General features: G+C 72.8%; 20 protein-coding genes. 8 read left to right on the forward strand and 12 right to left on the reverse strand.

Annotation, left to right across the window (positions count from 1 at the left end; all coding sequences use genetic code 11):
- Window positions 1–8: 8 nt before the first annotated feature.
- Entirely contained in the window at window positions 9–290 is a 282-nt protein-coding gene (locus ACZ6B1_RS08310; RefSeq protein ID WP_468776163.1) for a hypothetical protein, read from the reverse strand.
- A 192-nt stretch (window positions 291–482) separates the two neighbouring features.
- Window positions 483–983 (reverse strand): hypothetical protein, encoded by a 501-nt coding sequence (locus tag ACZ6B1_RS08315; protein WP_468776164.1) that lies wholly within the window; start codon window positions 981–983, stop codon window positions 483–485.
- 215 nt (window positions 984–1,198) lie between these two features.
- Here ACZ6B1_RS08315 and ACZ6B1_RS08320 point away from each other — a divergent pair, with 215 nt between their 5' ends.
- The 7 genes from ACZ6B1_RS08320 to ACZ6B1_RS08350 all read left to right on the forward strand — a co-directional run bounded on the left by ACZ6B1_RS08320 (window position 1,199) and on the right by ACZ6B1_RS08350 (window position 10,588).
- Window positions 1,199–2,626, forward strand: coding sequence for a chloride channel protein (locus tag ACZ6B1_RS08320; protein WP_468776166.1), 1,428 nt, complete (start codon window positions 1,199–1,201; stop codon window positions 2,624–2,626).
- A complete protein-coding gene (locus ACZ6B1_RS08325; protein ID WP_468776168.1) occupies window positions 2,623–3,588 on the forward strand; it encodes a cyclase family protein in 966 nt (321 codons plus the stop codon). Before ACZ6B1_RS08320 ends, ACZ6B1_RS08325 begins: the two co-directional genes overlap by 4 nt.
- Window positions 3,589–3,700: 112 nt before the next feature.
- Window positions 3,701–5,281 carry a GMC oxidoreductase gene (locus ACZ6B1_RS08330; RefSeq protein ID WP_468776169.1) on the forward strand — a complete coding sequence of 527 codons (1,581 nt, stop codon included), beginning with the start codon at window positions 3,701–3,703 and terminating at the stop codon, window positions 5,279–5,281.
- A 169-nt stretch (window positions 5,282–5,450) separates the two neighbouring features.
- The gene (locus ACZ6B1_RS08335; RefSeq protein ID WP_468776171.1) at window positions 5,451–6,290 is read left to right on the forward strand and encodes an SDR family oxidoreductase; all 840 of its coding nucleotides are present in this window, start codon (window positions 5,451–5,453) and stop codon (window positions 6,288–6,290) included.
- A 36-nt stretch (window positions 6,291–6,326) separates the two neighbouring features.
- Window positions 6,327–7,748 (forward strand): cytochrome ubiquinol oxidase subunit I, encoded by a 1,422-nt coding sequence (locus tag ACZ6B1_RS08340; RefSeq protein ID WP_468776173.1) that lies wholly within the window; start codon window positions 6,327–6,329, stop codon window positions 7,746–7,748.
- A complete protein-coding gene (locus ACZ6B1_RS08345; RefSeq protein WP_468776175.1) occupies window positions 7,745–8,785 on the forward strand; it encodes a cytochrome d ubiquinol oxidase subunit II in 1,041 nt (346 codons plus the stop codon). Before ACZ6B1_RS08340 ends, ACZ6B1_RS08345 begins: the two co-directional genes overlap by 4 nt.
- Window positions 8,786–8,821: 36 nt before the next feature.
- The gene (locus ACZ6B1_RS08350; protein WP_468776177.1) at window positions 8,822–10,588 is read left to right on the forward strand and encodes a cation:proton antiporter; all 1,767 of its coding nucleotides are present in this window, start codon (window positions 8,822–8,824) and stop codon (window positions 10,586–10,588) included.
- 12 nt (window positions 10,589–10,600) lie between these two features.
- Here the strand turns inward: ACZ6B1_RS08350 and ACZ6B1_RS08355 are convergent, their stop codons facing one another.
- The 3 genes from ACZ6B1_RS08355 to ACZ6B1_RS08365 are packed head-to-tail and all read right to left on the reverse strand — an operon-like array spanning window position 10,601 to window position 13,973.
- The gene (locus tag ACZ6B1_RS08355; RefSeq protein ID WP_468776178.1) at window positions 10,601–12,439 is read right to left on the reverse strand and encodes a glycoside hydrolase family 15 protein; all 1,839 of its coding nucleotides are present in this window, start codon (window positions 12,437–12,439) and stop codon (window positions 10,601–10,603) included.
- Window positions 12,440–12,492: 53 nt separating this feature from the next.
- The gene (locus ACZ6B1_RS08360) at window positions 12,493–13,461 is read right to left on the reverse strand and encodes a DUF389 domain-containing protein (RefSeq protein ID WP_468776180.1); all 969 of its coding nucleotides are present in this window, start codon (window positions 13,459–13,461) and stop codon (window positions 12,493–12,495) included.
- Between the two features lie 23 nt (window positions 13,462–13,484).
- Entirely contained in the window at window positions 13,485–13,973 is a 489-nt protein-coding gene (locus tag ACZ6B1_RS08365) for a gluconokinase (protein ID WP_468777441.1), read from the reverse strand.
- 254 nt (window positions 13,974–14,227) lie between these two features.
- On the opposite strand from ACZ6B1_RS08365, the gene ACZ6B1_RS08370 reads away from it, so the two are divergent.
- Window positions 14,228–14,563 carry a hypothetical protein gene (locus ACZ6B1_RS08370; protein ID WP_468776182.1) on the forward strand — a complete coding sequence of 112 codons (336 nt, stop codon included), beginning with the start codon at window positions 14,228–14,230 and terminating at the stop codon, window positions 14,561–14,563.
- 37 nt (window positions 14,564–14,600) lie between these two features.
- On the opposite strand, the gene ACZ6B1_RS08375 is transcribed toward ACZ6B1_RS08370, so the two are convergent.
- The 7 genes from ACZ6B1_RS08375 to ACZ6B1_RS08405 all read right to left on the reverse strand — a co-directional run bounded on the left by ACZ6B1_RS08375 (window position 14,601) and on the right by ACZ6B1_RS08405 (window position 21,111).
- Window positions 14,601–15,590 carry a CorA family divalent cation transporter gene (locus tag ACZ6B1_RS08375; RefSeq protein ID WP_468776183.1) on the reverse strand — a complete coding sequence of 330 codons (990 nt, stop codon included), beginning with the start codon at window positions 15,588–15,590 and terminating at the stop codon, window positions 14,601–14,603.
- 188 nt (window positions 15,591–15,778) lie between these two features.
- Window positions 15,779–16,447, reverse strand: a complete 669-nt coding sequence (locus ACZ6B1_RS08380; RefSeq protein WP_468776185.1) for a response regulator — start codon at window positions 16,445–16,447, stop codon at window positions 15,779–15,781.
- Complete coding sequence (locus ACZ6B1_RS08385; protein WP_468776187.1) at window positions 16,444–17,736, reverse strand: sensor histidine kinase; 1,293 nt, start codon at window positions 17,734–17,736, stop codon at window positions 16,444–16,446. The genes ACZ6B1_RS08380 and ACZ6B1_RS08385 overlap by 4 nt, the downstream gene beginning before the upstream one ends.
- A 26-nt stretch (window positions 17,737–17,762) precedes the next feature.
- Entirely contained in the window at window positions 17,763–18,614 is an 852-nt protein-coding gene (locus ACZ6B1_RS08390) for an ABC transporter permease (protein ID WP_468776189.1), read from the reverse strand.
- Complete coding sequence (locus ACZ6B1_RS08395; RefSeq protein ID WP_468776190.1) at window positions 18,611–19,549, reverse strand: ABC transporter ATP-binding protein; 939 nt, start codon at window positions 19,547–19,549, stop codon at window positions 18,611–18,613. The genes ACZ6B1_RS08390 and ACZ6B1_RS08395 overlap by 4 nt, the downstream gene beginning before the upstream one ends.
- A gap of 130 nt (window positions 19,550–19,679) precedes the next feature.
- Window positions 19,680–20,426: a response regulator transcription factor gene (locus ACZ6B1_RS08400; RefSeq protein ID WP_468776191.1), complete on the reverse strand. Its 747-nt coding sequence runs from the start codon at window positions 20,424–20,426 to the stop codon at window positions 19,680–19,682.
- Entirely contained in the window at window positions 20,380–21,111 is a 732-nt protein-coding gene (locus tag ACZ6B1_RS08405; RefSeq protein WP_468776193.1) for a phosphatase PAP2 family protein, read from the reverse strand. Before ACZ6B1_RS08405 ends, ACZ6B1_RS08400 begins: the two co-directional genes overlap by 47 nt.
- Window positions 21,112–21,173 lie beyond the last annotated feature (62 nt).

A 21,173-nucleotide genomic window follows, 5' to 3' on the forward strand; every position in this document is an offset into this window, starting at 1 on the left:
ACAGGTTCTCATCCGGGGTTGTCCGCGCCGCGCCGGGCCGCCGCCAGGGTCCAGGCGAGGTTGCCCGCCGCGGCCCCGGCCGCCACCGCGGCGACGATCACCCCGCCGGTGGCGAGGCCGTCGCTGAACAGGTGCGGACGCCGGTCGAGGCTGTGCAGACCGAAACCGCACAGCTCGTAGACGCCTACGGCGGCGACGACGAGGCTGACGACCAGCACGGTCAGCGTCGGGGCGAGTCCGCGTACGGCGAGCCGTGCGGCCGGGGCCGGTTCCGTTTGTGTGTCCCGCATGGTGTCCCCCGGTGAACAGACGTGTGGCCGTTGGTGTTCGGGGGCCCACGATATGGCCGGGAAAGCGGCCGTCGTCGCACGGGACGTGTCGGCTATGTCTCGTCGGCCCGGGTGCGGCGGGCGTTCGAGCGGGCGGGCCTGGCGGACCGCCTGGGACTGGACTGAGCCCGGCCCGCTCGCCCGGGCTCACGTTCAGTACCGCAGCGCCGCGTTGACGACCGTGTGCACATCGCCGGTCAGCTTGCGGTTGCTCCGGGCGGTGGCGTCGCCGGTTGAACCGGCCGCCACGTCCTTGAGCGTCACCACGGTCACGTCCTGCAACTTGCCGTTCTTGTCGGTGAAGTTGACCTGGACGGCGAAGGACTTGGCCGAGGACGCCGTGTTCCTGGCGCTCACCTTGACGGTGACCTTGCCGTCGCTTCCGGCGGCCGGGGTGCCGAGCGTGACGTCGTCCTTGGCCTTCACCCCGTTCTTGACGCCGTCGAGCTTCTGCCGGGCCTCCGCCGAGGCCGAGGCAAGAGCGTCGGACCCCTTCGAGGCGAGCGAGGAGGCGGCGGAGGAGGCCGCCGAGGCCGCCTTGCTGGCGGCGCCCGACGTGTTCCCGGAGTCGCCGTCGGAGCAGCCCGCCGCCGCGAGCGCGACGACCCCGGCGAGGACCACGCCCGCCGCTCCCCGTGTCCGTCTGCCAGTCATGGTCCGCCTCCAGAGATCCCCGAATCGGGCTTTCCTCCCAGTGAAGGGGCCGTCACCACGAACTGCATCCGGAACGCTTCGAGGGGCCTCGATCCACGGCGCCTCCGGGAGTGCGGGGCCGGCGGGCGGGTGCTGCAATGGCTGGAGGAGGGGGGCGCTGCCGGGCACGGGCCCGTGAGCGCGACATCCCCGGCCGACACGGGAGGAACGGTGTCGTGACGCCGCCGGATCCGTCCACCGCACCCGCCGCCGGCACCCAGCCGGAAGAGGCCGACCGACTGCGCGAGTTGCTGCGCTCCCGCCCCTACCAGAGAGCGCTCGTGCTGTCTGCGGTCATCGGCGTCCCCGTCTCGCTGGCCGCCTTCTTCTTCCTCGCCGGGCTCCACGAACTCGAACACCTGCTGTGGGCCGCACTGCCCGCCGAGTTCGGCTGGAGCGTCCCCCCGTGGTGGTGGCCCCTGCCGCTGCTGACGATCGCCGGTCTCGCCGTGGGCCTCGTCGTCACGCGGCTGCCGGGCGCCGGCGGACACGTCCCCGCCGGAGGCCTGCACACGGCGGGGATGGCCCCGGCCGCCCTGCCCGGGGTGATCCTCGCCGCGCTGGCGAGCCTGCCGCTCGGCGCCACCCTCGGCCCCGAGGCCCCGCTGATCGCGCTCGGCGGCGGCCTGGCGCTGTGGTTCAGGAACCTCGCCCGGACCCCGAAGGCACCGCAGAGCACGGCACTCCTCGGCGCGGCCGGCGCCGCCGCCGCCCTGTCCGCGATCTTCGGCAACCCGCTGATCGCCGCCGTCATCCTGATCGAGGTGGCCGGGGTGGGCGGCCCGCAGCTCTTCGCGGTCATGCTGCCGGCGCTGCTGTCCAGCGGGATCGGGGCGCTGGTGTTCACCGGCTTCGGCCGCTGGACCGGCTTCGCCACCGGCACCCTCTCGGTGAGGGTGGGCGCCCCCTTCCCCCGGCTCGACGCCGGGGACGTGCTCTGGTCGGTGGTGATGGCCGTCGCCGTCGCGTTCGCCGTCCACCTGACGCTGTCCGCCGGGCGCCGGGCCGCGGTCTTCGTCGCGGGCCGGCCGGTCGTCCACACCGCACTGTGCGCCCTCGCCGCCGGAGCGTGTGCCGCGGTGTACGCGCTGGCCGTCGACCGGTCCCCGGCCGACGTCGCCTCCTCCGGCGAGGCCACCCTGGCCCGGCTGGCCGCCGACCCGCACGCCTGGGGCGTGGGAGCCCTGGTCGCCGTACTGCTGTGCAAGGGCCTGGCCTACGCGCTGTGTCTCGGCAGCCTGCGCGGCGGACCCGTCTTCCCCTCGCTGTTCCTCGGTGCCGCGGCGGGTGTGCTGCTCGCCCCGCTGCCCGGCCTCGGCGTCGTACCCGGGATGGCGGCGGGCATGGCGGCCGCGTCGGCGGCCGCGCTGCGGCTGCCGGTCAGCAGCGTGGTACTGGTCGTGCTGATACTCGGCAGCGCCGCCATGATCCCCGTGGTGATCCTGGCCGCCGTGGTCGGCTTCGTGACGGCCGAGCTGCTGCCGGCCGGCCGCCCCGTGCCGCCGGTGGGCAGGCCCGCCGGTCCACCGGACGCCCGGCCCGCCGCCACCTGGGACGACGACGCCGAGCGCGATGCCGGGCCGCGGCGAAGGAGTGCGCGATGACCTCGTACGAGCGGCCCGGCCCCGCGCCCCCGGCGACACCGGGCACCCTGACCGAAGCGGCCTTCCGGGACCTGTACCGGCGGCTGCGGGAGCAGGCCAGGGAGGCGGCGGGGCAGGGGCAGGGCGCCCTCGACCGGCTCACCCCCGAGCGGGTGGTGGCGGCCGCCGCCGGGGTGCGGTCCGGGCGCACCGTGTCGCTGGCCGCGCCCGTCGAGACCGCGACCGGCCCGGACAGCCCGGAGCCCGCGACCCACCGGATGACCGCACCGGCCCGGCAGGAGCGGGACGGGCCCGGGCTGCACTTCGCCCGCGACCGGTTCGCCATGAACGTGCACGGTGACGTCGACAGCCACCTCGACGCGCTGTGCCACGTGATCTTCGACGGAGAGCTGTACGGCGGTGTCCCGGCGAGCACCGTGACCCCGGACGGCGCCGGAGCGCTCACCCTCGACCTGGTGCGCGACGGCCTGGTCGGCCGCGGCGTCCTGCTGGACATCCCGCGCCTGCGCGGCGTGCCGTGGCTCGAACCGGGCGAGCAGGTGACGGCCGATGACCTCGCCGCGGCCGAGACCGCCCAGGGCGCGGGGGTCGGGCCGGGCGACCTGCTGCTGGTCCGGGTGGGCCACCGGCTGCGCCGCCGCCGTCTCGGCGCCTGGGACGTGACCCGGGCCAGGGCGGGCCTGCACCCGGAGGCCATGGGCTTCCTGGCCGAGCGGCAGGTGTCCGTCCTGGGTTCGGACGGCAACAACGACGCGGCGCCCAGCGCCGTGACCGGAGTCCCGTTCCCCGTGCACGTCCTCGCCGTCAACGCCATGGGACTGCATCTGCTCGACTATCTCGACCTGGAGGAACTGGCCACGGCGTGCGAGGAGACGGGCCGCCGGCACTTCCTGTGCGTGGTCGCCCCGCTCCGGCTGCCCGCGGCGACCGGCTCACCGGTGAACCCGATCGCCGTGCTGTGACCGGCCGCCCGGCGCGGGTCCGCTCCGGGTGCCGCGTCACCGCGTGGCGCGTACGTTCGAAGGGGGCAAGTCCGCAACGGCCGCGGACCGAACAGCAAGGACGGTGGTTGCCGTGGACGTCCACAACTCCTACGACGTCATCGTCATCGGCACCGGTGCCGGCGGCGGCACGCTCGCCCACCGGCTCGCTCCCTCCGGCAAACGCGTACTCATCCTCGAACGCGGTGACTACCTCCGGCGCGAGCGTGACAACTGGGACTCCACGGCCGTGTTCGTCAAGGCCAAGTACCGGGCCCCGGAGTTCTGGCTCGACCGGCACGGCGAGGAGTTCCCGCCCGAGGTCAACTACTACGTCGGCGGCAACACCAAGTTCTACGGCGCCGCCCTGTTCCGGCTGCGTACCGAGGACTTCGGCGAACTGCGCCACCACGACGGCATCTCGCCCGCCTGGCCCATCGGTTACGACGATCTGGAGCCGTACTACACCCAGGCCGAGCACCTCTACCTGGTGCACGGACGGCATGGCGAGGACCCCTTCGAAGGGCCGAGCAGCGCCCAGTACGCCCACCCTCCGGTCGAACACGAGCCGCGCATCGAGCAGTTGAGCCAGGACCTGGAGAAGCAGGGACTGCACCCCTTCCACCTGCCGATCGGGGTCGACCTCACCCAGGACGAGCACGGCCGCGCCACGCACGCCAGCGCCTGCATCCGCTGCAACCGCGTGGACGGCTTCCCCTGTCTGGTGCGCGGCAAGTCCGACGCCCAGGTGATCTGCGTGGAGCCGGCTCTCGCCCACCCCAACGTCGAGATGGTGACCAACGCCCGGGTGACCAGGCTGGAGACGGACCCCACCGGGCGCAGCGTCACCACCGTCGTCGCCCGGCTGCCCGGCGACGAGGAGGCCCGGTTCTCGGCCGACGTGGTGGTCGTGGCCTGCGGGGCCGTCAACTCCGCTGCCCTGCTTCTCGCCTCGGCCAACGACCGGCACCCGCGCGGCCTGGCGAACAGCTCGGACGTGGTCGGCCGGTACTACATGCGCCACAACAACCTGGCGCTGATGGCCATCTCCAAGGAGCCCAACGACACCCAGTTCCAGAAGACCCTCGCGCTGCACGACTGGTACCTGGGCGCGGACGACTTCGAGTTCCCGCTGGGCGGGATCCAGATGCTCGGCAAGTCCGACGCCGAGCAGATCCACGGCCAGGCCCCGCGCTGGGCCGGAGCGGTGTCGCCGGACATGCCCTTCGAGGTGCTGGCCCATCACGCCGTCGACTTCTGGCTGTGCGGCGAGGACCTGCCGCAGCCGGACAACCGGGTCACCCTGGAGAGCGACGGCCGGATCCGGCTCACGCTCGACGAGTCCAACAACGTCGCCGGCCTGAAGCACCTGCGGCACAAGCTGCAGCACATGCTGGGCCGGCTGGGCATGCACGAGCACCAACTGCTGTCCCGCAGCATCTACCTGCACAAGGGCATGCCGATCGGGGCCACCGCCCACCAGGCCGGCACGGTGCGCTTCGGCACCGACCCGGCGTCCTCGGCGCTGGACCTCCACTGCAAGGCCCACGACCTGGACAACCTGTACGTCGTCGACACGAGCTTCTTCCCGAGCATCGGCGCGGTCAACCCGTCCCTGACGGCCATGGCGAACGCCCTCCGGGTGGGCGACCACCTGCTGGAGCGGCTGGGCTGATCCAGCGGCCGGTGGTGGCAGGCATCCGACCGGGCGAAGATCCTCAGCCGCGCAGCGCAACGAGGTCCGCCCGGCCGTGCCGGTCGTGCGCACCGGTGCTTGGCTGAGGGGGAACCTCCGGGCCCACGGCCCGGCCGGGCCGGGCACGCAGGGCAAGGAGCAGGGCATCGTGAGTTCCACCGAGGGCGCACCGCGGGGCGTGATCCCCGCACATCTGCTGAAGGGCCAGAAGGCACTGGTCACCGGCGCGAACTCCGGAATCGGCAGGGCGACGGCCGTCGCCCTGGGCCGGGCCGGGGCCGAGGTCGTGGTGAACTACGTGGCCGGCCGCGAGGAGGCCGAACAGGTGGTCGAGGAGATCACCGCCCTCGGGGTCAAGGCCGCCGCGTACGAGGCGGACGTCTCCAAGGAGGACCAGGTCGTCGCCATGATGGACCGGATGGTCCAGGAGTTCGGCACGATCGACATCCTGGTCGCCAACGCGGGACTGCAACGGGACGCCGCCCTCACCGACATGACCCTCGCCCAGTGGCAGAAGGTCCTCGACGTCAACCTCACCGGGCAGTTCCTCTGCGCCCGCGAGGCGACCAGGGAGTTCCTGCGCCGCGGCGTGGTCCCGGACGTGTCCCGGGCGGCCGGGAAGATCATCTGCATGAGCTCGGTGCACCAGCTCATCCCGTGGTCCGGGCACGTCAACTACGCGTCCTCCAAGGGCGGCGTGCAGATGATGATGGCGACCCTCGCGCAGGAACTCGCCCCGAAGAAGATCCGGGTGAACGCGGTCGCCCCCGGAGCAATCAAGACCCCCATCAACCGCGGCGCCTGGGAGACCCCCGAGGCACAAAAGGACCTCCTGCGGCTGATCCCCTACGACCGGGTCGGCGACCCCGAGGACATCGCCAACGCCGTCGTGGGCCTCGCCTCCGACCTCATGGACTACGTCGTCGGGACCACGCTGTACGTCGACGGCGGCATGACCCTGTTCCCGGGCTTCGCCACCGGCGGCTGACCCGCCTCACCCGCGTAGGCCCCCGGAAAGGCGCACATGCACACGGTCCTGTCACTGGCGGACGTGCCCCCGCAGACCCTCCCGGCCCGCTCGATGATGGCCTTCACCCTGGCCTCCCACATCATCCTGGTGCCGCTGGGCGTCGCGCTCCCGCTGATCACGCTCATCATGCACGGCTACGGGCTGCGCCGGAACGACGCGACCGCGCTGCTGCTGGCCCGGCGCTGGTCGGCCGTCATGGCGGTCCAGTTCGCCATCGGCGTCGTCACCGGCACCGTGCTGTCCTTCGAGTTCGGGCTGCTCTGGCCAGGCATGCTCGGCCGGTGGGGCGACGTCTTCGGCATCGGGTTCGGCGTGGAGGCCTGGGCCTTCTTCCTGGAGGCCGTGCTCATCGCCGTCTACCTGTACGGCTGGCGCAGGCTGCCCACCCGTACCCACTTCCTGCTCGGACTGCCGCTGCCCTTCGCCGCCCTGCTCGGCGCCTTCGGCATCCTGGCCGCGAACTCCTGGATGAACACCCCCCGCGGCTTCACCCTCGACTCCGCCGGCAACCCCGTGGACGTGAACATCTGGAAGGCGATCTTCACGCCCATGTTCGGCCCGCAGTACTGGCACTTCGTCGTCGCGATGTTCGTGACGGCCGGTTACGTCGTGGCCGGTGTCTACGCGACCGGATGGCTCCGCGGCCGCCGGGACCGCTACCACCGCCTCGGCTTCACCGTCCCCTTCACGCTCGCCGCGGTCTTCACCCCGGTGCAGTTCGTGCTCGGCGACTCCATCGCCCGGCAGGTCTTCCACAAGCAGCCGGTGAAGTTCGCCGCCATGGAGATCGTCTGGAAGACCGACACGCACCAGCCGGAGTACCTCTACGGCCGGCTGCACCCCAACGGCAGCATCTCCGGGGGCATCCGGATCCCCCAGCTCGACTCGATCCTCGCCGGCTTCCGGCCGGACACGAAGGTCACCGGTCTCACCTCGGTGCCGGCCGGTGACCGGCCGACGGCCGCCCAGGCCACCATCGCCCACTTCGCCTTCGACACCATGGTCTTCATCGGCTCGCTGCTGATCCTGCTCGCCCTCTGGTACGCCCTCGTGTGGCTGCGCCGCCGCCGGCTGCCGGCCTCCCCGTGGTTCTACCGCGTCGCCGCGTGCGCCGGCGTGGCCTCCGTGGCCGCCGTCGAGTGCGGCTGGATCACCACCGAGGTGGGCCGCCAGCCGTGGATCGTGTACCAGAACATGCGCGTCGCCGAGGCGGTGACATCGACCCGCGCCGGCGGCCTGTGGCTCATGTTCGGCCTGGTGATCGTGGTGTACGTCGTCGTCTTCGGATCGTTCCTCGTGGTCCTGCTGAAGATGCGCACCCGCTGGCGGAAGGCGGACGCCACGGGCGGGCCGCCGCCGGAGACACCGGAGACCGACACACCGTACGGGCCGCGTTCCGCCGGGAGGTTCCTGTGATCGCCGGGGTCATCGCCGTCGTCCTGCTGCTCGCCGTGGCGGCCTACGCCTGCGGCGGCGGCACCGACTACGGCGCCGGTTTCTGGGACCTGACGGCGGGCGGGGCCGAACGCGGCAAGCGCCCGCGCTGGCTGATCGACCACGCGATGGCTCCCGTCTGGGAGGTCAACAACGTCTGGCTGATCTTCGTACTGGTCATCATGTGGACGGGGTTCCCCGTCTTCTTCCAGCAGGTGTTCGTCACGATGTGGCTGCCGCTTGCGCTGGCCGCCGTGGGCACCGTGCTGCGCGGCGCCGGTTTCGCCCTGCGCAAGCCGGTCCGCAGGCTGGCCGGGCGGCGCCTGTACGGGGCCATGTTCGCGGTCGCCTCGCTCCTGACGCCGTTCTTCCTGGGCGCCGCCGCCGGGGGAGTCGCCTCGGGCCGGGTGACCTCGACGACGACCGCGTCGACGCACGCCTGGGCCAATCCCACCTCGCTGCTGTTCGGGCTGCTCGCCATCGCGGCCACGGCGTCGCTCGGCGCCGTCTTCCTCGCCGCGGACGCCCGGCGCTTCGCCGCGCCGGACCTGGACGGCTACTTCCGGCGCCGGGCACTGGGTGCCCTGGCCGCCCTCGCCGTGCTCGCCGTGATCACCCTGATCGTCACCCACGGGGACGCCCCGCACGTGTGGCACGGGCTCACGCACGGCGTCGGCCTGTTCTTCGTCGTCGTCGCGGCAGCGGGCACCGCGGCCACCGGTTGGCTGCTGACGCGCCCGTCCGGGGCCTGGTCCCGGGTGACGGCGGTCGGCACGGTCGCCTCGGCCATCCTCGCCTGGGGCATGGCCCAACGCCCCTATCTCGTGCCGACCTCGCTGACCGTCGCCGAGGGCGCGGGCGCGCACACCACACTGCGCTGGCTGGGCCTCGTCACCCTCGTCGCCCTGGTGCTCGTGATCCCCGCGGTCGCCCTGCTGTACTGGCTGGACACGCACGGCGAGCTGGAGAGTCTCACCGACGCGGACCTGCGGAGTGCCGGCACCGGTGACGAGGGCTGACCCGGTGGCCGGCCCGCGGCCGGGGGCGGGGGCCGGGTGAGCGAGGACGACATCCTGCTGGGCCTCGGGCTGACCGTGGCCCTGGCGGTCGGGTGCCAGATCCTCGCGAGCCGGCTGCGGATCCCGGCCCTGATCCTGCTGCTGCCCGCCGGGTTCACCGCCGGGGCCCTGACCGACGACGTCCACCCCGACCTGCTCCTGGGCCCGGCGTTCTCCCCGCTCGTCTCCCTGTCGGTGGCGATCATCCTGTACGACGCCGGGCTGGGCCTCGACCTGCGCCATCTCAAGGGCGCGACCCGTGCCGTGGTCGTCCGGCTGATGGTGCTCGGCGTGGTGCTCACCTGGGGGACCGTCATCGGCACGGCACCGGCCCTGTTCGGGGTGCCGGTGGCCGTGGCCAGCATGATCGGGGTCATCCTCGTGGTGTCCGGGCCGACCGTCGTCGGGCCCCTGCTGGAGCACGTCCGGCCGTCGGACGGGGTGCGCCGCGTCCTGATGTGGGAAGGCTCGCTGATCGACCCCGTCGGCGGCATCCTCGGCGCGGTCGTCTTCCACTCCATCGTCTCCGGCGGACTGCGCAGCGGGCACTTCCGCTTCGGCGCGTTCTTCGCCGGCATCACCCTCGGACTCGTGGGCGGGGCGGTCGGCGCCGCACTGCTCTGGTTCACCCTCCGGCGGCTCAGGCTGGGCGAGACGCTGGGCACGCTGGCCCAGCTCGCCACCGTCGTCGCAGTGGCCGCGGGCTGTGACATGGCCTACGACGACACCGGTCTCATCGCCGCGATCGTCACCGGGCTGACCGTCGCGAACCTGCGAGGCCTCGACATGCCGGCACGCCGGCCGTTCTTCGAGACCCTCGTACAGCTGATCATCGGCCTGCTGTTCATCTCCATCTCGGCCACCGTGACGCCGGAGTCCGTCGTCCCGGTGCTGCTGCCCACGCTCGCGCTCGTCGCCCTGCTCATGCTCGTGGTCAGGCCGCTGGCGGCCGTGTTGTCCACCGTCCGGACGGGGCTCGCCGCGGGCGAACGCGCCTTCACCGGCTGGATGGCACCGCGCGGCATCGTGGCCGCGTCCACCGCCACCACCTTCTCCGCCTCGCTCACCGCCGCGGGACTGCGCGGCGCGGGCAAGATCCTCCCCGTCACCTTCCTGGTGATCGTGGGAACCGTCCTGGTCTACGCGCTCACCGCGAAACCCGTCGCCCGCAGGCTCGGTGTCAGCCGGCCGGCGCGGGCGCGCCCGCTGCTGGTGGGCGGCGATCCATGGGTGGTCGATCTCGCCCGGACGCTGCGCGCCGCGGGTGCCGACGTGCTGATGTGGGCGGGCGGCTCGCACGAGCGTGAGCGGATCGAGGCGGCGGGGCTCGAACTGGTCACCGGGGAGCTGATGGCCAGGGTCACCGACCCGCGGACCCGGCTGGAGGGCGTCACCTCGGTCTTCCTGCTCACGGCCGACGACGACTTCAACGCGCTCGCCTCGATCGTGATGGGGGACAGCGTCGAGGGCCCGGTCTACCGGGTCGGGCCGCCGCCCGGCGGTGAGGGTGTGGTCGCCCCCTACACGGCCGGTCACACGCTCTTCGGCGGACGGCTGGTCCGGCACGCCGTCGCCGACCGTCACGGGCGGGGCGCCCGCTTCCACGTCCAGCCGGCGTCCGCGCCCCGCCCGCCCGGGTACGACGCCCTGTTCGTCGTACGGCGGGGCGGCGGGCTGGAGCCCGTCACCGAAGCCGTGCCGCTCGCCGGCGCGGCACCGGACGACACCCTCGTGCTCCTCGGCCCTGCGCCACCGACGGGCTGAACCCGCGCCCGGCTACCGGGACGTCAGGGCGTCGTTCAGGGTCAGCGCCGCGTCGATCAGGGCAAGATGGGTGAACGCCTGCGGGAAGTTGCCCAGTTGACGGCCCGTCGGATCGATCTCCTCCGAGTACAGGCCCAGATGGTTGGCGTACCCCATCATCTTCTCGAACACCAGCCGGGCCCGGTTGGTGCGTCCGGCCCGCGCCAGCGCGTCGACGTACGTGAAGGTGCACAGCGAGAAGGTGCCCTCCGAACCGCGCAGGCCGTCCGGCGACGCCTCGGGGTTGTAGCGGTAGACCAGGCTGTCGCTGACCAGTTCCCGCTCCATCGCGTCGAGCGCCGACGTCCACATCGGATCCTCGGGGATGATGAACCCGACCGTCGACATGCGCAGCAGCGAGGAGTCGAGCACGTCGCTTCCGTAGTGCTGCACGAAGGCCCCGCGTTCCCCGTTCCAACCCCTGCTCATGACCTGCTCGTAGATCGCGTCGCGTTCGCTGCTCCAGCGTGCGGTCGCGCCCGGCCGGCCGTGCGACTCGGCGAGCCGCAGCGCGCGGTCGAACGCCACCCACGACATGACACGGCCGTAGGTGAAGTTCTGGCGGCCGCCGCGGGTCTCCCACAGGCCCTCTCCCGCCTGGTCCCAGTGGTCGACCAGCCATTCGAGGTTGGTGAGCAGCGAGAGCCAGCCCTGGTGCCCCAGCCTGATCCCGTGCCGGTGCGCGAAGTAGATGCTGTCCAGTGCCTCGCCGTAGATGTCCAGCTGGAGCTGGGTGGCGGCGCCGTTGCCGATCCGCACCGGGGCGGAGCGGGCGTACCCCTCCCAGTGCTCGAGCAACTCCTCCTTCAGGTCGGAGGACCCGTCGACCCGGTACATGATGTTGAGTGGGCCCGAGTCCCCGTCGCTGCCGGCCCGTTCCCGTACCCGGTCGTTCAGCCAGTTGAGGAACGCCTTCGCCTCCTCGGTGAACCCCAGCCCCAGCAGGGCGTACACGGAGAAGGAGGCGTCCCGGATCCAGGTGAAGCGGTAGTCCCAGTTGCGTTCGCCGCCCAGTTGCTCGGGGAGCGCCGCCGTCGGGGCGGCCACCAGGGCACCGGTCGGGGCGTACGTCATGAGCTTCAGGGTGATGGCCGAGCGCTCCACCGTCTCCCGCCAGCGCCCGGAGTACTGCGACTGGCTCAGCCAGGAGCGCCAGTACCTGATGGTCTCGTCGAACAGTTCCTGGTACTGCGCGAGGCGGATCTGGCGCGGTGGTCCGTCGGCGGCCGACTCCAGCACCAGACCGCGCTGCTGGCCGGCTTCCAGGGTCAGCGTGAAGTGCAGGTCGTTACCCCGGTCCGTGAGGACGTCCACCAGCCGCTCGTCCTCCGGCTCGCGGATGGGGTGCACGGTGAGTACCGCGCCGTCCTCAGCCTCGAACAGGGCGCCGTGCTCGGTGATGTGCAGCCGGTGGGCCGTCCGGCCGTAGTTGAACCGCGGAGCGATCTCGACCTCGAACGTCATGGTGCCGCGCACACAGCGCACCAGGCGGACCAGCCGGTGGCAGTCCGTGGCCGCCTTCCCGGTCACCGGCATGAAGTCCAGGACCTCGCCCGCTCCGGCCTCGGTCATGAACCGGGTCACCAAGATCGCCGTGTCGGGGAGGTAGAGCTGCTTGGTCGCGTACATCGTGTGCGTCGGCCGCACCGTGCAGTGGCCGCCCTTGTCCTTGTCGAGCAGGGCGCCGAAGACGCTGGGCGAGTCGAACCGGGGGAGGCAGAGCCAGTCGACCGTTCCGTCCGTGGTCACCAGGGCCGCCGTCTGCAGGTCGCCGAGCAGGCCGTGGTTCTCGATCAGGGGATAGTCGTCCATCGGGGTACCCCTTCCGGCAAGCGATTCACCCGAACGGCCCTCCTGTGATCAGCCTAGGACGGACCGCCCCCACCCGCGCTCCGGTCGGCGGCGGCCCGGCGGGCCGCGCGGCGCCACAGACGGCGCTGCAGGCGCAGGGTGAGGACGCCGACGACCACCAGGACGACCACGTTGAGCAGCAACTGCAGCAGCGAGCCCCGGGCCTGCCCCCAGTCGGCGAAGGCCAGCGAGACGGCCATGTCCGAGGCGGCGGGGATCGTGGTCACGGAGATGAACACACCGAGCAGGGCGCTGCCGCGTGCCTCGGCGAGCGAGACGATGCCCACGATTCCCGCGAGCACGGCCACGGCGACGGAGAAGAAGTCCGGTGTGTCGATGAGGTGGGAGACGGGCCGCAGCCCGAGCTCGAAGGCCGTGGACTGCATGCCGAAGGCCCGCGCCAGCGCGGCGAATCCCAGCGTGACGACGATGGCCAGCAGGAACCCGGCCGTCAGGGCCCGTGTTCCGTCCCGGACCCGGTGGCGGTTACGGCGGTCGAGTCCGAGGGCGATGCTGGTGATCGCGTTGTACTCGGGGCCGACCACCATGGCCGCCACGATCAGGATCTGCGAGTTCGTCATGATGCCGACCGAGCCGATGATCCCGGCGACGACCAGGAACAGGTAGAAGGAGGGGGGATAGGTCCCGCCCGCCCGGATGTGCGCCTCGACCGACGCCCACAGGGGCGCCTGGACGAGCGCGCCCGGCTGCTCGGCCTCCAGCCGGTCGGCGTGCCGCGAGAACATCATGTCGACGTCGTCGACGGCGATCGACCCCGCGTGGTCGACGCCCAGCCCGCGCAGGTCCTCCAGCACCCCGTTGGCGGCGCCCTTCACCACGTCGCACTCGACCGCGTCACCCTCCGGAACCCGCGCCGCCCGCACCACCACGACGTTGAGGACGCGCTCGTGCGAGGCGAGCAGGCCGACGACCGGCGGGGTGAGCGACGGCGGCATCACCATGCGGAAGTGGATCAGGTCCATCCGACCCTCCTGGAAGGCGCCCGCTAGCGGTCCGGCCCGCACACGGAACGCAGCGCGGCCCGCACGACCTGGGCCGTGCCGCCGGACGCGTCGATGGTGACGCCCGGCTCGTCGGAGTGCAGCGGATCGAGGGTGGCGTACTGGCTGTCGAGCAGCTCCGGAGGCATGAAGTGCCCCTTGCGTCGCGCGATGCGCCGCGCGGCCACCTCACGGTCGAGCGCCAGGTACACGAACCACACGTCCGCTCCGGTACGCCGGAACTGGTCGCGGTACGCCCGCTTGAGAGCGGAACAGGAGGCGACGCCCCCGTGCCCGCTCGACGCGGTGACGCGGATCCACTCCGTGAGCGCCGCCAGCCAGGGCCGCCGGTCGGCGTCGTCGAGGGGGTGCCCCGACGCCATCTTGGCGCGGTTCGCGGCGGGGTGGAGGTCGTCGCCCTCCAGGAACGGCACGCCGAGCCGCTGCGCGAGCCGCGCTCCGACGGTGGACTTCCCGGACGCGGACACGCCCATCACGACCACCACCAGCGAACCCCCGTCCGGTCCGGCCAACGGAGCCTCCTCTGGGACGCGGCGCGGAACTGCCCGTACCCCCACTATCGCCCGGCACCGGAGGAAGTGCCGCGTGCGCGCACCCCGAACAGCGGCCCGCGCACACGACCGCCGCACTCGCCAGGCGGGTGCGCCCGCTCTGGCGGATAGTGGTGGGGCGGAACCACCTTCCAGCCGGCTCTCCGTACACGCTCTCCGTACACACAGGAGGACCGATGCGTGTTTCACGTCCGCTGGCCGCGCTCGCCTGCGTCGCGTTGTCCGGAGTGGGGCTCGCCGCATGCCAGGACCAGGCGGCCGGCACCATCACCGGGCACAACGGCCTCAGAGAGGTGCAGTCCTTCACGAACCCGTCGATCGGGGGGTGTCACCGCTTCAGGGCGGACGTCACCCGCGTGGACAACTTCACGCAGAACAGCATCCTGCTGTACAAGACGCCCGACTGCACGACGCCGAAGGGCAAGGAGAGCATCTACCTGAACATGCAGGGCTCGGACGTGGTGGTCAGGTCCACCGGACCGTGGCGCAGCTTCTCCTTCGCCCCCGAGTGACCCCGGCCCGCGCCCGGGCGTACCCGGGACACCGCGCTCACCGGTCCGGCAGCACCTCGTCGTCGCGCAGCCTGCGCCAGATGTGGGTGCGGTGCAGCACGTACAGGGCGCCGCCCAGGACCGCCACCTGCAGTGCCACGGCGAGCAGCCAGAACACGGCCCGGCTCTCCATCTCGTCCGTGAGGTAGGTGAAGTTCATACCGAAGTAGCCGGTCAGGAACGTCAGCGGCAGGAAGATCGTGGACACGATGGCGAGCCGGTTGATCACCCCGTTCTGCTCGCCCGACACCAGCGAGGAGTAGCTGGCGAAGGCGCGCCGGGTGGCCTCCTGCAGGGACTGGATGTCGCCGAGCACCAGCCGCCCGGTGTGCTGGAACTCCCGGGCGAGGTGCTGGCGCTCCTCGGAGAAGTCGCGGCTGAGCATCCTGCGCATGATCACCTCGTCCGTCGCCTGGAGATAGGGCAGCAGGAAGTGGTGCAGGAGCGCGGCCCGCCGCCGCAGCCGTGCCAGGCGGTAGACCTGGTCGGGGCGCCTCCGGTCGAACATCGCGTCCTCGAGGTCCTCCACCACCAGCAGGTCCGCCACCGCGGCCCGGCGGAACGTGTCCAGGGCCTCCTGCAGCAGCAGGAACAGCACGGCCACGGTGTCGGGCGGGTTCTCCTCGCCGAGCCGGGCGACGAGGTTCTCCAGGGTCCGGGCCGGTCCCCGGTGGAGGGTGACCAGGTGCCGCTCCGTGGCCATGACATGGATGTGGACGACCCGGCGGCCCTGGACGACGGGAACGACGAAGCCGGCCCGGTCGCCGAGGAACTGGGCCCGCACCGGCTCGTCCGCCCTGCCGAACCAGGGCGGGCACTCGGACTCCAGGCCGAGCCCGCCGACGACCTCGCCCTCATCGGCCGCAGGCTCGTCCGCGAGCTGGATGTCGACCAGCAGGAAGGAGGAGCCGGCCAGGAGCTCCCGTGCCTCCGCCAGGCCCGTACGCGTGGTGGCCCCTCCGGGCACCGACACCACCGATACGATCATCTGTCCTCACTGTGATCCCGGTTCCGTAGGTCCCACGGTGCGCACACTCACCCGCCGCCGGTCGCGGACACACGCGGGCGCGACGGCGCGTACCCCGGACGGGTGAGAGCGCAAGGCCCTCCGGCCCCGCTCCCTGAGCCGGCCCGAACCCGAGGTACGGCGGACGTCTCCACGCGGCCTCCGGCGGCTCAGCCGGCATGGGGCCGGGCCAGGCCGTGGTCGTAGGCGAAGATCACCGCCTGGACGCGGTCCCGGGCGCCGATCTTGGACAGGACGCGGCCGACATGCGTCTTCACCGTGGACTCGGACAGCACGAAACGCGCGGCGATCTCGCTGTTGGTCCAGCCCTTGCCGATGGCGACGAGGATCTCCCGCTCGCGGTCGGTGAGGGCGCCCAGGCGCGGATCCCCGTCGGGGCCGTCGCCGCCGGCCGGCATGAGACGGGTGAACTCGTGGAGCAGGCGGCGGGTGAGCGCGGGCGCGATCACCGCGTCGCCGACGGCCACGGCGCGGATGCCCGCGAGGAGTTCCTCGGGGCGGGCGTCCTTGAGCAGGAAGCCGCTGGCCCCGGCGCGCAGGGCGGCGTGGACGTACTCGTCGAGATCGAAGGTGGTCAGGACGAGAACCCGGGAACGGCCGCCCGTGGCGACGATACGGCGCGTGGCCTCGATGCCGTCCATGCCCGGCATGCGTACGTCCATCAGGACGACGTCGGGGCGCAGTTCGGCGGCCTTGCGCACGGCCTCGGTCCCGTGCGCGGCCTCGCCGACCACCTCGGTCCCGGGCACGGAGTCCAGCAGCATCCGGAAGCCGTACCGCTGGAGCGGCTGGTCGTCCACGACGAGCACGGTGGTCACCCGGCGGCACCGCCCCGGGGAGCGAGGTCGAGGGCGGCGCGCACCGTCCAGCCCGGGCCCAGCGGACCCGCGCTGACGTGTCCGCCGTAGAGAGCCGCTCGTTCCCGCATGCCCACCAGTCCGTGTCCCTCCTCGTTCGCCGTGCCGGGACGACCGGCCGGAGCGGGCGGGCCGGAGTCCTGGACGGCGATCGTCAGCCGCGCGTCCTCCACGACGATCGCCAGGTTCGCGCGGGCACCGGCCCCGGCGTGCTTCAGGGTGTTCGTCAGGGCCTCCTGCACGATGCGGTAGACCGTGAGCTGCACTCCGCTGTCCAGGGCGTCGACGTCACCGGCCGTACGGTAGACGACCTCCAGGCCCGCGGCGCGCACCCCCTCGCACAGCGCGTCGATGTCCGCGAGACCCGGCTGCGGGCTCAGCTCGGGCCCGGCGCGCGGGCCGTCCCCCTCGCGCAGCACGCCGAGCACCCGGCGCAGCTCGCTCAGGGCCTGACGGCCGGTGTCACCGATGAGGCGCAGGGCCTCCTCCCCCCGCTCCGGGGAGACGGCGGTGGCGTAGGCGCCCGCGTCGGCGAGCGTGATGATGACGGACAGGTTGTGGCCGACGATGTCGTGCATCTCGCGGGCCACACGCGCCCGTTCGGCCGCCACGGCCAGTCTGCCGCGCTGGTCGCGTTCGGTCTCCAGCCGGGCCGCGCGGTCCCGCAGCCCGGCCAGCTGGGCCCGCCGGATACGGATCATCAGCCCGAGCGCGAGGGCCGCGGTGGCCGTGCTGAGCAGGAAGAAGAGCGCGTCCGAGACCGGCACCGCCGCAGAGACCCGCGCCGCGACCAGGCCCAGCGCACCCGCCAGGACGGCGCAGGCCCCGGGCAGCTGCCGCAGCCGTCCGTGCAGGGCCAGGCTGTACAGGGCGACGAAGAGCGCGACGTCCGCACGGAGCGCGGCGCCGAGCGACCACTGGAGGACGAACACGGCCGTGACGGCGCCGAAGGCGACGGCGGGTGCCCGGCGCCGCCACAGCAGCGGCAGCACGAGGCCGGCCTGCAGGGCCGCCATGTCCGCCACGGGCAGCCGGGTGAACGCCACGCGGAACCGGCGTGGTCCGTCGCCACCGCCGATCGTGTGCAGCAGGTCCGGCAGGCAGAACAGCGAGAACACCACGACCACCACCGCGGCGTCCAGCACCCACGGACGGGCCCGGTCGGCGTGCCGGAGCCGCTGGCCGGCCCGGCCGAGCCGGGCGACCAGCGGACCCATCCCGCCGAGGTCCTCGGCGGTCACGGAGGTCATCGGCCCATGATGCGGCCGGCCGCCGCTCACACGTCGCTGCGCAACAGCCGGTACGCCGCTCCGGCCAGCGCCAGGACCGTCCAGCCGAGGAGGACCAGGAGTCCGGCGCCCGGCGACAGGGTGGTCGAGTCGTGGGTCAGGGCGAAGACCGACTGGCCCGCGTGGCTCGGCAGATAGGGGCCGATGTCGCCCTGCCACGAGCTGGGCAGCAGGGAGATCAGCCCGGGTACGAGCATGAGGGCGGCCACGAGCACCGAGATGCCGCCCGCCACCGACCGCAGCAGCGCGCCCAGGGCGGCGCCGATCACGCCGACCAGGCCGAGGTAGAGCCCGGCGCCCAGCAGACTGCGCACGACACCGGCGTGGCCGAGGCCCATCGCGACCGGCGTGCCGGAGAGGATCCGGCTGCCGATGAGGAAGGCGACGAACGCGCCGACGGTCGCGACCACGAGCGCGACCAGTCCGTACACCGCCGCCTTGGACCACAGCACGGGCAGCCGGCGCGGCACCGCGGCCATGGTCGAGCGGATCATCCCGGTGGAGTACTCACCCGCCGTGACCAGCACACCGAGCACGCCGAGGGCCAACTGGGCGAAGTTCGTGCCGAACAGCGACAGGCTGACGGCGGTCGCGTCGGCGAAGTCGCGCTCCACGGGCCGGCCCGAGCCGAGACCGGACTTGTAGTGGCTCGTGGCGACGGCGCCGAAGGCGACGAGGAACAGCAGGCCCAGGCCGAGGGTGATCCAGGTGGAGCGCAGGGACCAGAGCTTGGCCCACTCCGAGGACAGCACGCGCCGGCCGGTCACCCGGTAGGCGGGCCGGTCCTGGGCGGCCGGAGCGGTCCCGGAGGTCTCCGATGTCGCCGTGAGGGTGCTCATGCCGCGCTCCCGGAGGTCTCGGTGCCGGTCGTGGTGCCGTGGTACTCCACGGCGTCCCGGGTCAGTTCCATGAACGCCTCCTCCAGCGACACCGCCTTCGAGGTCAGCTCGAACAGGGGGATCCCGTGCTCGGCGGCCTTCAGCCCGATCTCGCGTGCGGAGACCCCGGTCACCTGGAGTTCCTCGGACCCGACGCGGCCGGTGATCTCCACGCCGGGACCGGCCAGCACGTCCCGCAGCCGTGCCGGGTCGGCCGTCGCGACCTTCACGCTGTCGCCGCCCGCCTCGCGGACCAGGTCCCGCACGGTGGTGTCGGCCAGCAGCCGGCCGCGTCCGACGATGATCAGGTGGTCCGCCACCAGCGACACCTCGCTCATCAGGTGCGAGGAGACGAAGACCGTGCGCCCCTCCGCCGCCAGGGAGGTGAGCAGGTTCCGGATCCAGCGCACACCCTCGGGGTCCAGGCCGTTGACGGGCTCGTCCAGCATCACCGTCCGCGGGTCGCCCAGCAGCGCGGCGGCGATGCCCAGGCGCTGTCCCATGCCGAGGGAGAAGGCGCCGGCCCGCTTCTTCGCGACGCTGCCGAGACCGGCCAGTTCGACGACCTCGTCGACCCGGCGGCGCGGAATGCCGTGGGTGAGCGCGAGGGCCCTGAGGTGGCTGCGGGCCGAGCGCCCCGGGTGGACCGACTTCGCCTCCAGCAGCACCCCGACCTCCTGAAGCGGTGCCCGGTGGCGGGCGTAGCGCCGCCCGTTCACCGTGACGGAGCCGCTCGTCGGCGCGTCGAGCCCGACGATCATGCGCATCGTCGTGGACTTGCCCGCGCCGTTGGGCCCGAGGAAGCCGGTCACCGTCCCCGGTCTCACGGTGAAGCCCAGACCGTCGACGGCCGTCTTCTCCCCGTACCTCTTGGTGAGCTGCTGTGCCTCGATCACGCGCGTTCTCCCTCGTTCGGGGCCTGCGGCGGCCGGCCCGCCCGACGCCTCCCCCGCAACGCTAGGACCGAGATGTCCGGATTCGGTGGTACCGGGGGCCGAAGCCCGCACGGCGGGTGGTACCGCGGTACTACGACCCGGCGGTGTGCGAGTGGAGCGAGTCGTGCGGGGGGTGGGTCGCGCGCGGTGCCGGGTGCGCGGTCAGGATGCGTTCAGGTGTTCGGTGGCACGGTCGGTGGCCATGACCCACGAATCGTCCGGGACGTCCGCGCTCTCCGGGGCCGGCGGCCCCGCCGCTCCCGAGCGGCACCGGCCGCGCTGGAACAAGGTGCCCGAGGTCACCGCCTACTTCTGGATCATCAAGGTGCCTGTGCACGGGGGTGCCGTCCGCGGCGACGAGCGTGGCCAGCAGCCGGAACTCGGTGGGGGACAGGGCGGTTCGGGTGTTCCGCACGGTCATCAGGTGATCGACCGCGTCGAGGACCAGGTCACCTGCCGAGACCGCCTCCCGCGCGGGGACCCGTTTGAGTACGGCCCTCAGCCGGGCGGCGAGTTCTGCGAGGTGGAAGGGCTTGGGCAGGTAGTCGTCGCCCCCGGCGGAGAAACCCGCCAGGCGATCGGTGAGCCCGTGCCGGGCGGTCAGGAAGATCACGGGCGCGAGGCAGCCGTTGGCCCGCATCGCCTGGCACACGTCCCGTCCGTCCGCGTCGGGCAGGCCGACGTCCAGGACGGCCGCCGCGATGCCGGTGGTGGCCAGCCGCAGGGCGGTCGCGCCGTCGGCGGCCGGGACGGGGTCGAAGTCCTCCTCGTACAGGCCGCGGCGCAGGACGTCACGCAGGGCGTGATCGTCCTCGACCACCAGGATCCTGGGGCGCATGGTCCTCCGTCGGCCTCGCGGCCGGGTCGGTGAGGCGGGTGGGGAAGGAGGCGGGCAGCAGGCGGGCGGCCGCGCACAGGCACGCCCCCAGCCAGCCGGCGGCGAACAGCCAGCCGCCCATGACGTCGGTGAGCCAGTGCACGCCGAGGAAGCAGCGGCTCAGTCCCACCGCCAGACCCCAGCAGCCGACGGCGATCCGCAGTGCCGTGCCCCCGCGCGGGGCGCGCAGGGTCAGCGCGACGATCAGTATCCCGGCGGTGAGGGCGGCCGTGGTGGTGTGCCCGGACGGGAACGCCCAGCCGCTCGCGTGTGTCGCCCAGACCCCGTGCGAAGGGCGGGGCCGGTGGACCAGCTCCATCACGCCGTACCGCAGCGCCTGCCCCAGTCCGAGGCAGGCGAGGCAGAGGGCGGCCGCACACAGCCGCTGCCGCGCGGTGCGTCCCGCCACGGCGCCGGCCACGGCCGCGAGGGCGTAGGGAACGACACCCGTACCGGTGTCGGTCACGCCCCGGGCCACGGCCACGGCCACGTCGGGGCGGTGGCCGACCGCCCAGGTGAGGAAGCCGTCGTCCAGCCACAGCGGTGAGCCGCCCCGGCCGGCCACGACCATGGTCAGCACGGTGAACGCCGCCCACGCGCCGAGCCCGGCGCTGCCGGCCAGTTCGGCGGTGTCCTCGCGGTTCACGAGGCCGGCCGCAGCGGACGGAGCGCAGCCGCCGCGGCCAACCGGCGGCCCGGGTCCCGACA

It is taken from the genome of Streptomyces sp. NPDC041129 (genome assembly GCF_055592265.1).

Excerpts from the sequence above, each read along its gene's own strand:
- ACZ6B1_RS08360 (WP_468776180.1), bottom strand. The coding sequence starts at position 13,461 with ATGGACCTGATCCACTTCCGCATGGTGATGCCGCCGTCGCTCACCCCG.
- ACZ6B1_RS08310 (WP_468776163.1), bottom strand. The coding sequence starts at position 290 with ATGCGGGACACACAAACGGAACCGGCCCCGGCCGCACGGCTCGCCGTA.
- ACZ6B1_RS08400 (WP_468776191.1), bottom strand. The coding sequence starts at position 20,426 with ATGCGCCCCAGGATCCTGGTGGTCGAGGACGATCACGCCCTGCGTGAC.
- ACZ6B1_RS08390 (WP_468776189.1), bottom strand. The coding sequence starts at position 18,614 with ATGAGCACCCTCACGGCGACATCGGAGACCTCCGGGACCGCTCCGGCC.
- ACZ6B1_RS08370 (WP_468776182.1), top strand. The coding sequence starts at position 14,228 with ATGCGTGTTTCACGTCCGCTGGCCGCGCTCGCCTGCGTCGCGTTGTCC.
- ACZ6B1_RS08325 (WP_468776168.1), top strand. The coding sequence starts at position 2,623 with ATGACCTCGTACGAGCGGCCCGGCCCCGCGCCCCCGGCGACACCGGGC.
- ACZ6B1_RS08340 (WP_468776173.1), top strand. The coding sequence starts at position 6,327 with ATGCACACGGTCCTGTCACTGGCGGACGTGCCCCCGCAGACCCTCCCG.
- ACZ6B1_RS08375 (WP_468776183.1), bottom strand. The coding sequence starts at position 15,590 with ATGATCGTATCGGTGGTGTCGGTGCCCGGAGGGGCCACCACGCGTACG.
- ACZ6B1_RS08365 (WP_468777441.1), bottom strand. The coding sequence starts at position 13,973 with ATGGGCGTGTCCGCGTCCGGGAAGTCCACCGTCGGAGCGCGGCTCGCG.
- ACZ6B1_RS08315 (WP_468776164.1), bottom strand. The coding sequence starts at position 983 with ATGACTGGCAGACGGACACGGGGAGCGGCGGGCGTGGTCCTCGCCGGG.
- ACZ6B1_RS08385 (WP_468776187.1), bottom strand. The coding sequence starts at position 17,736 with ATGACCTCCGTGACCGCCGAGGACCTCGGCGGGATGGGTCCGCTGGTC.
- ACZ6B1_RS08355 (WP_468776178.1), bottom strand. The coding sequence starts at position 12,439 with ATGGACGACTATCCCCTGATCGAGAACCACGGCCTGCTCGGCGACCTG.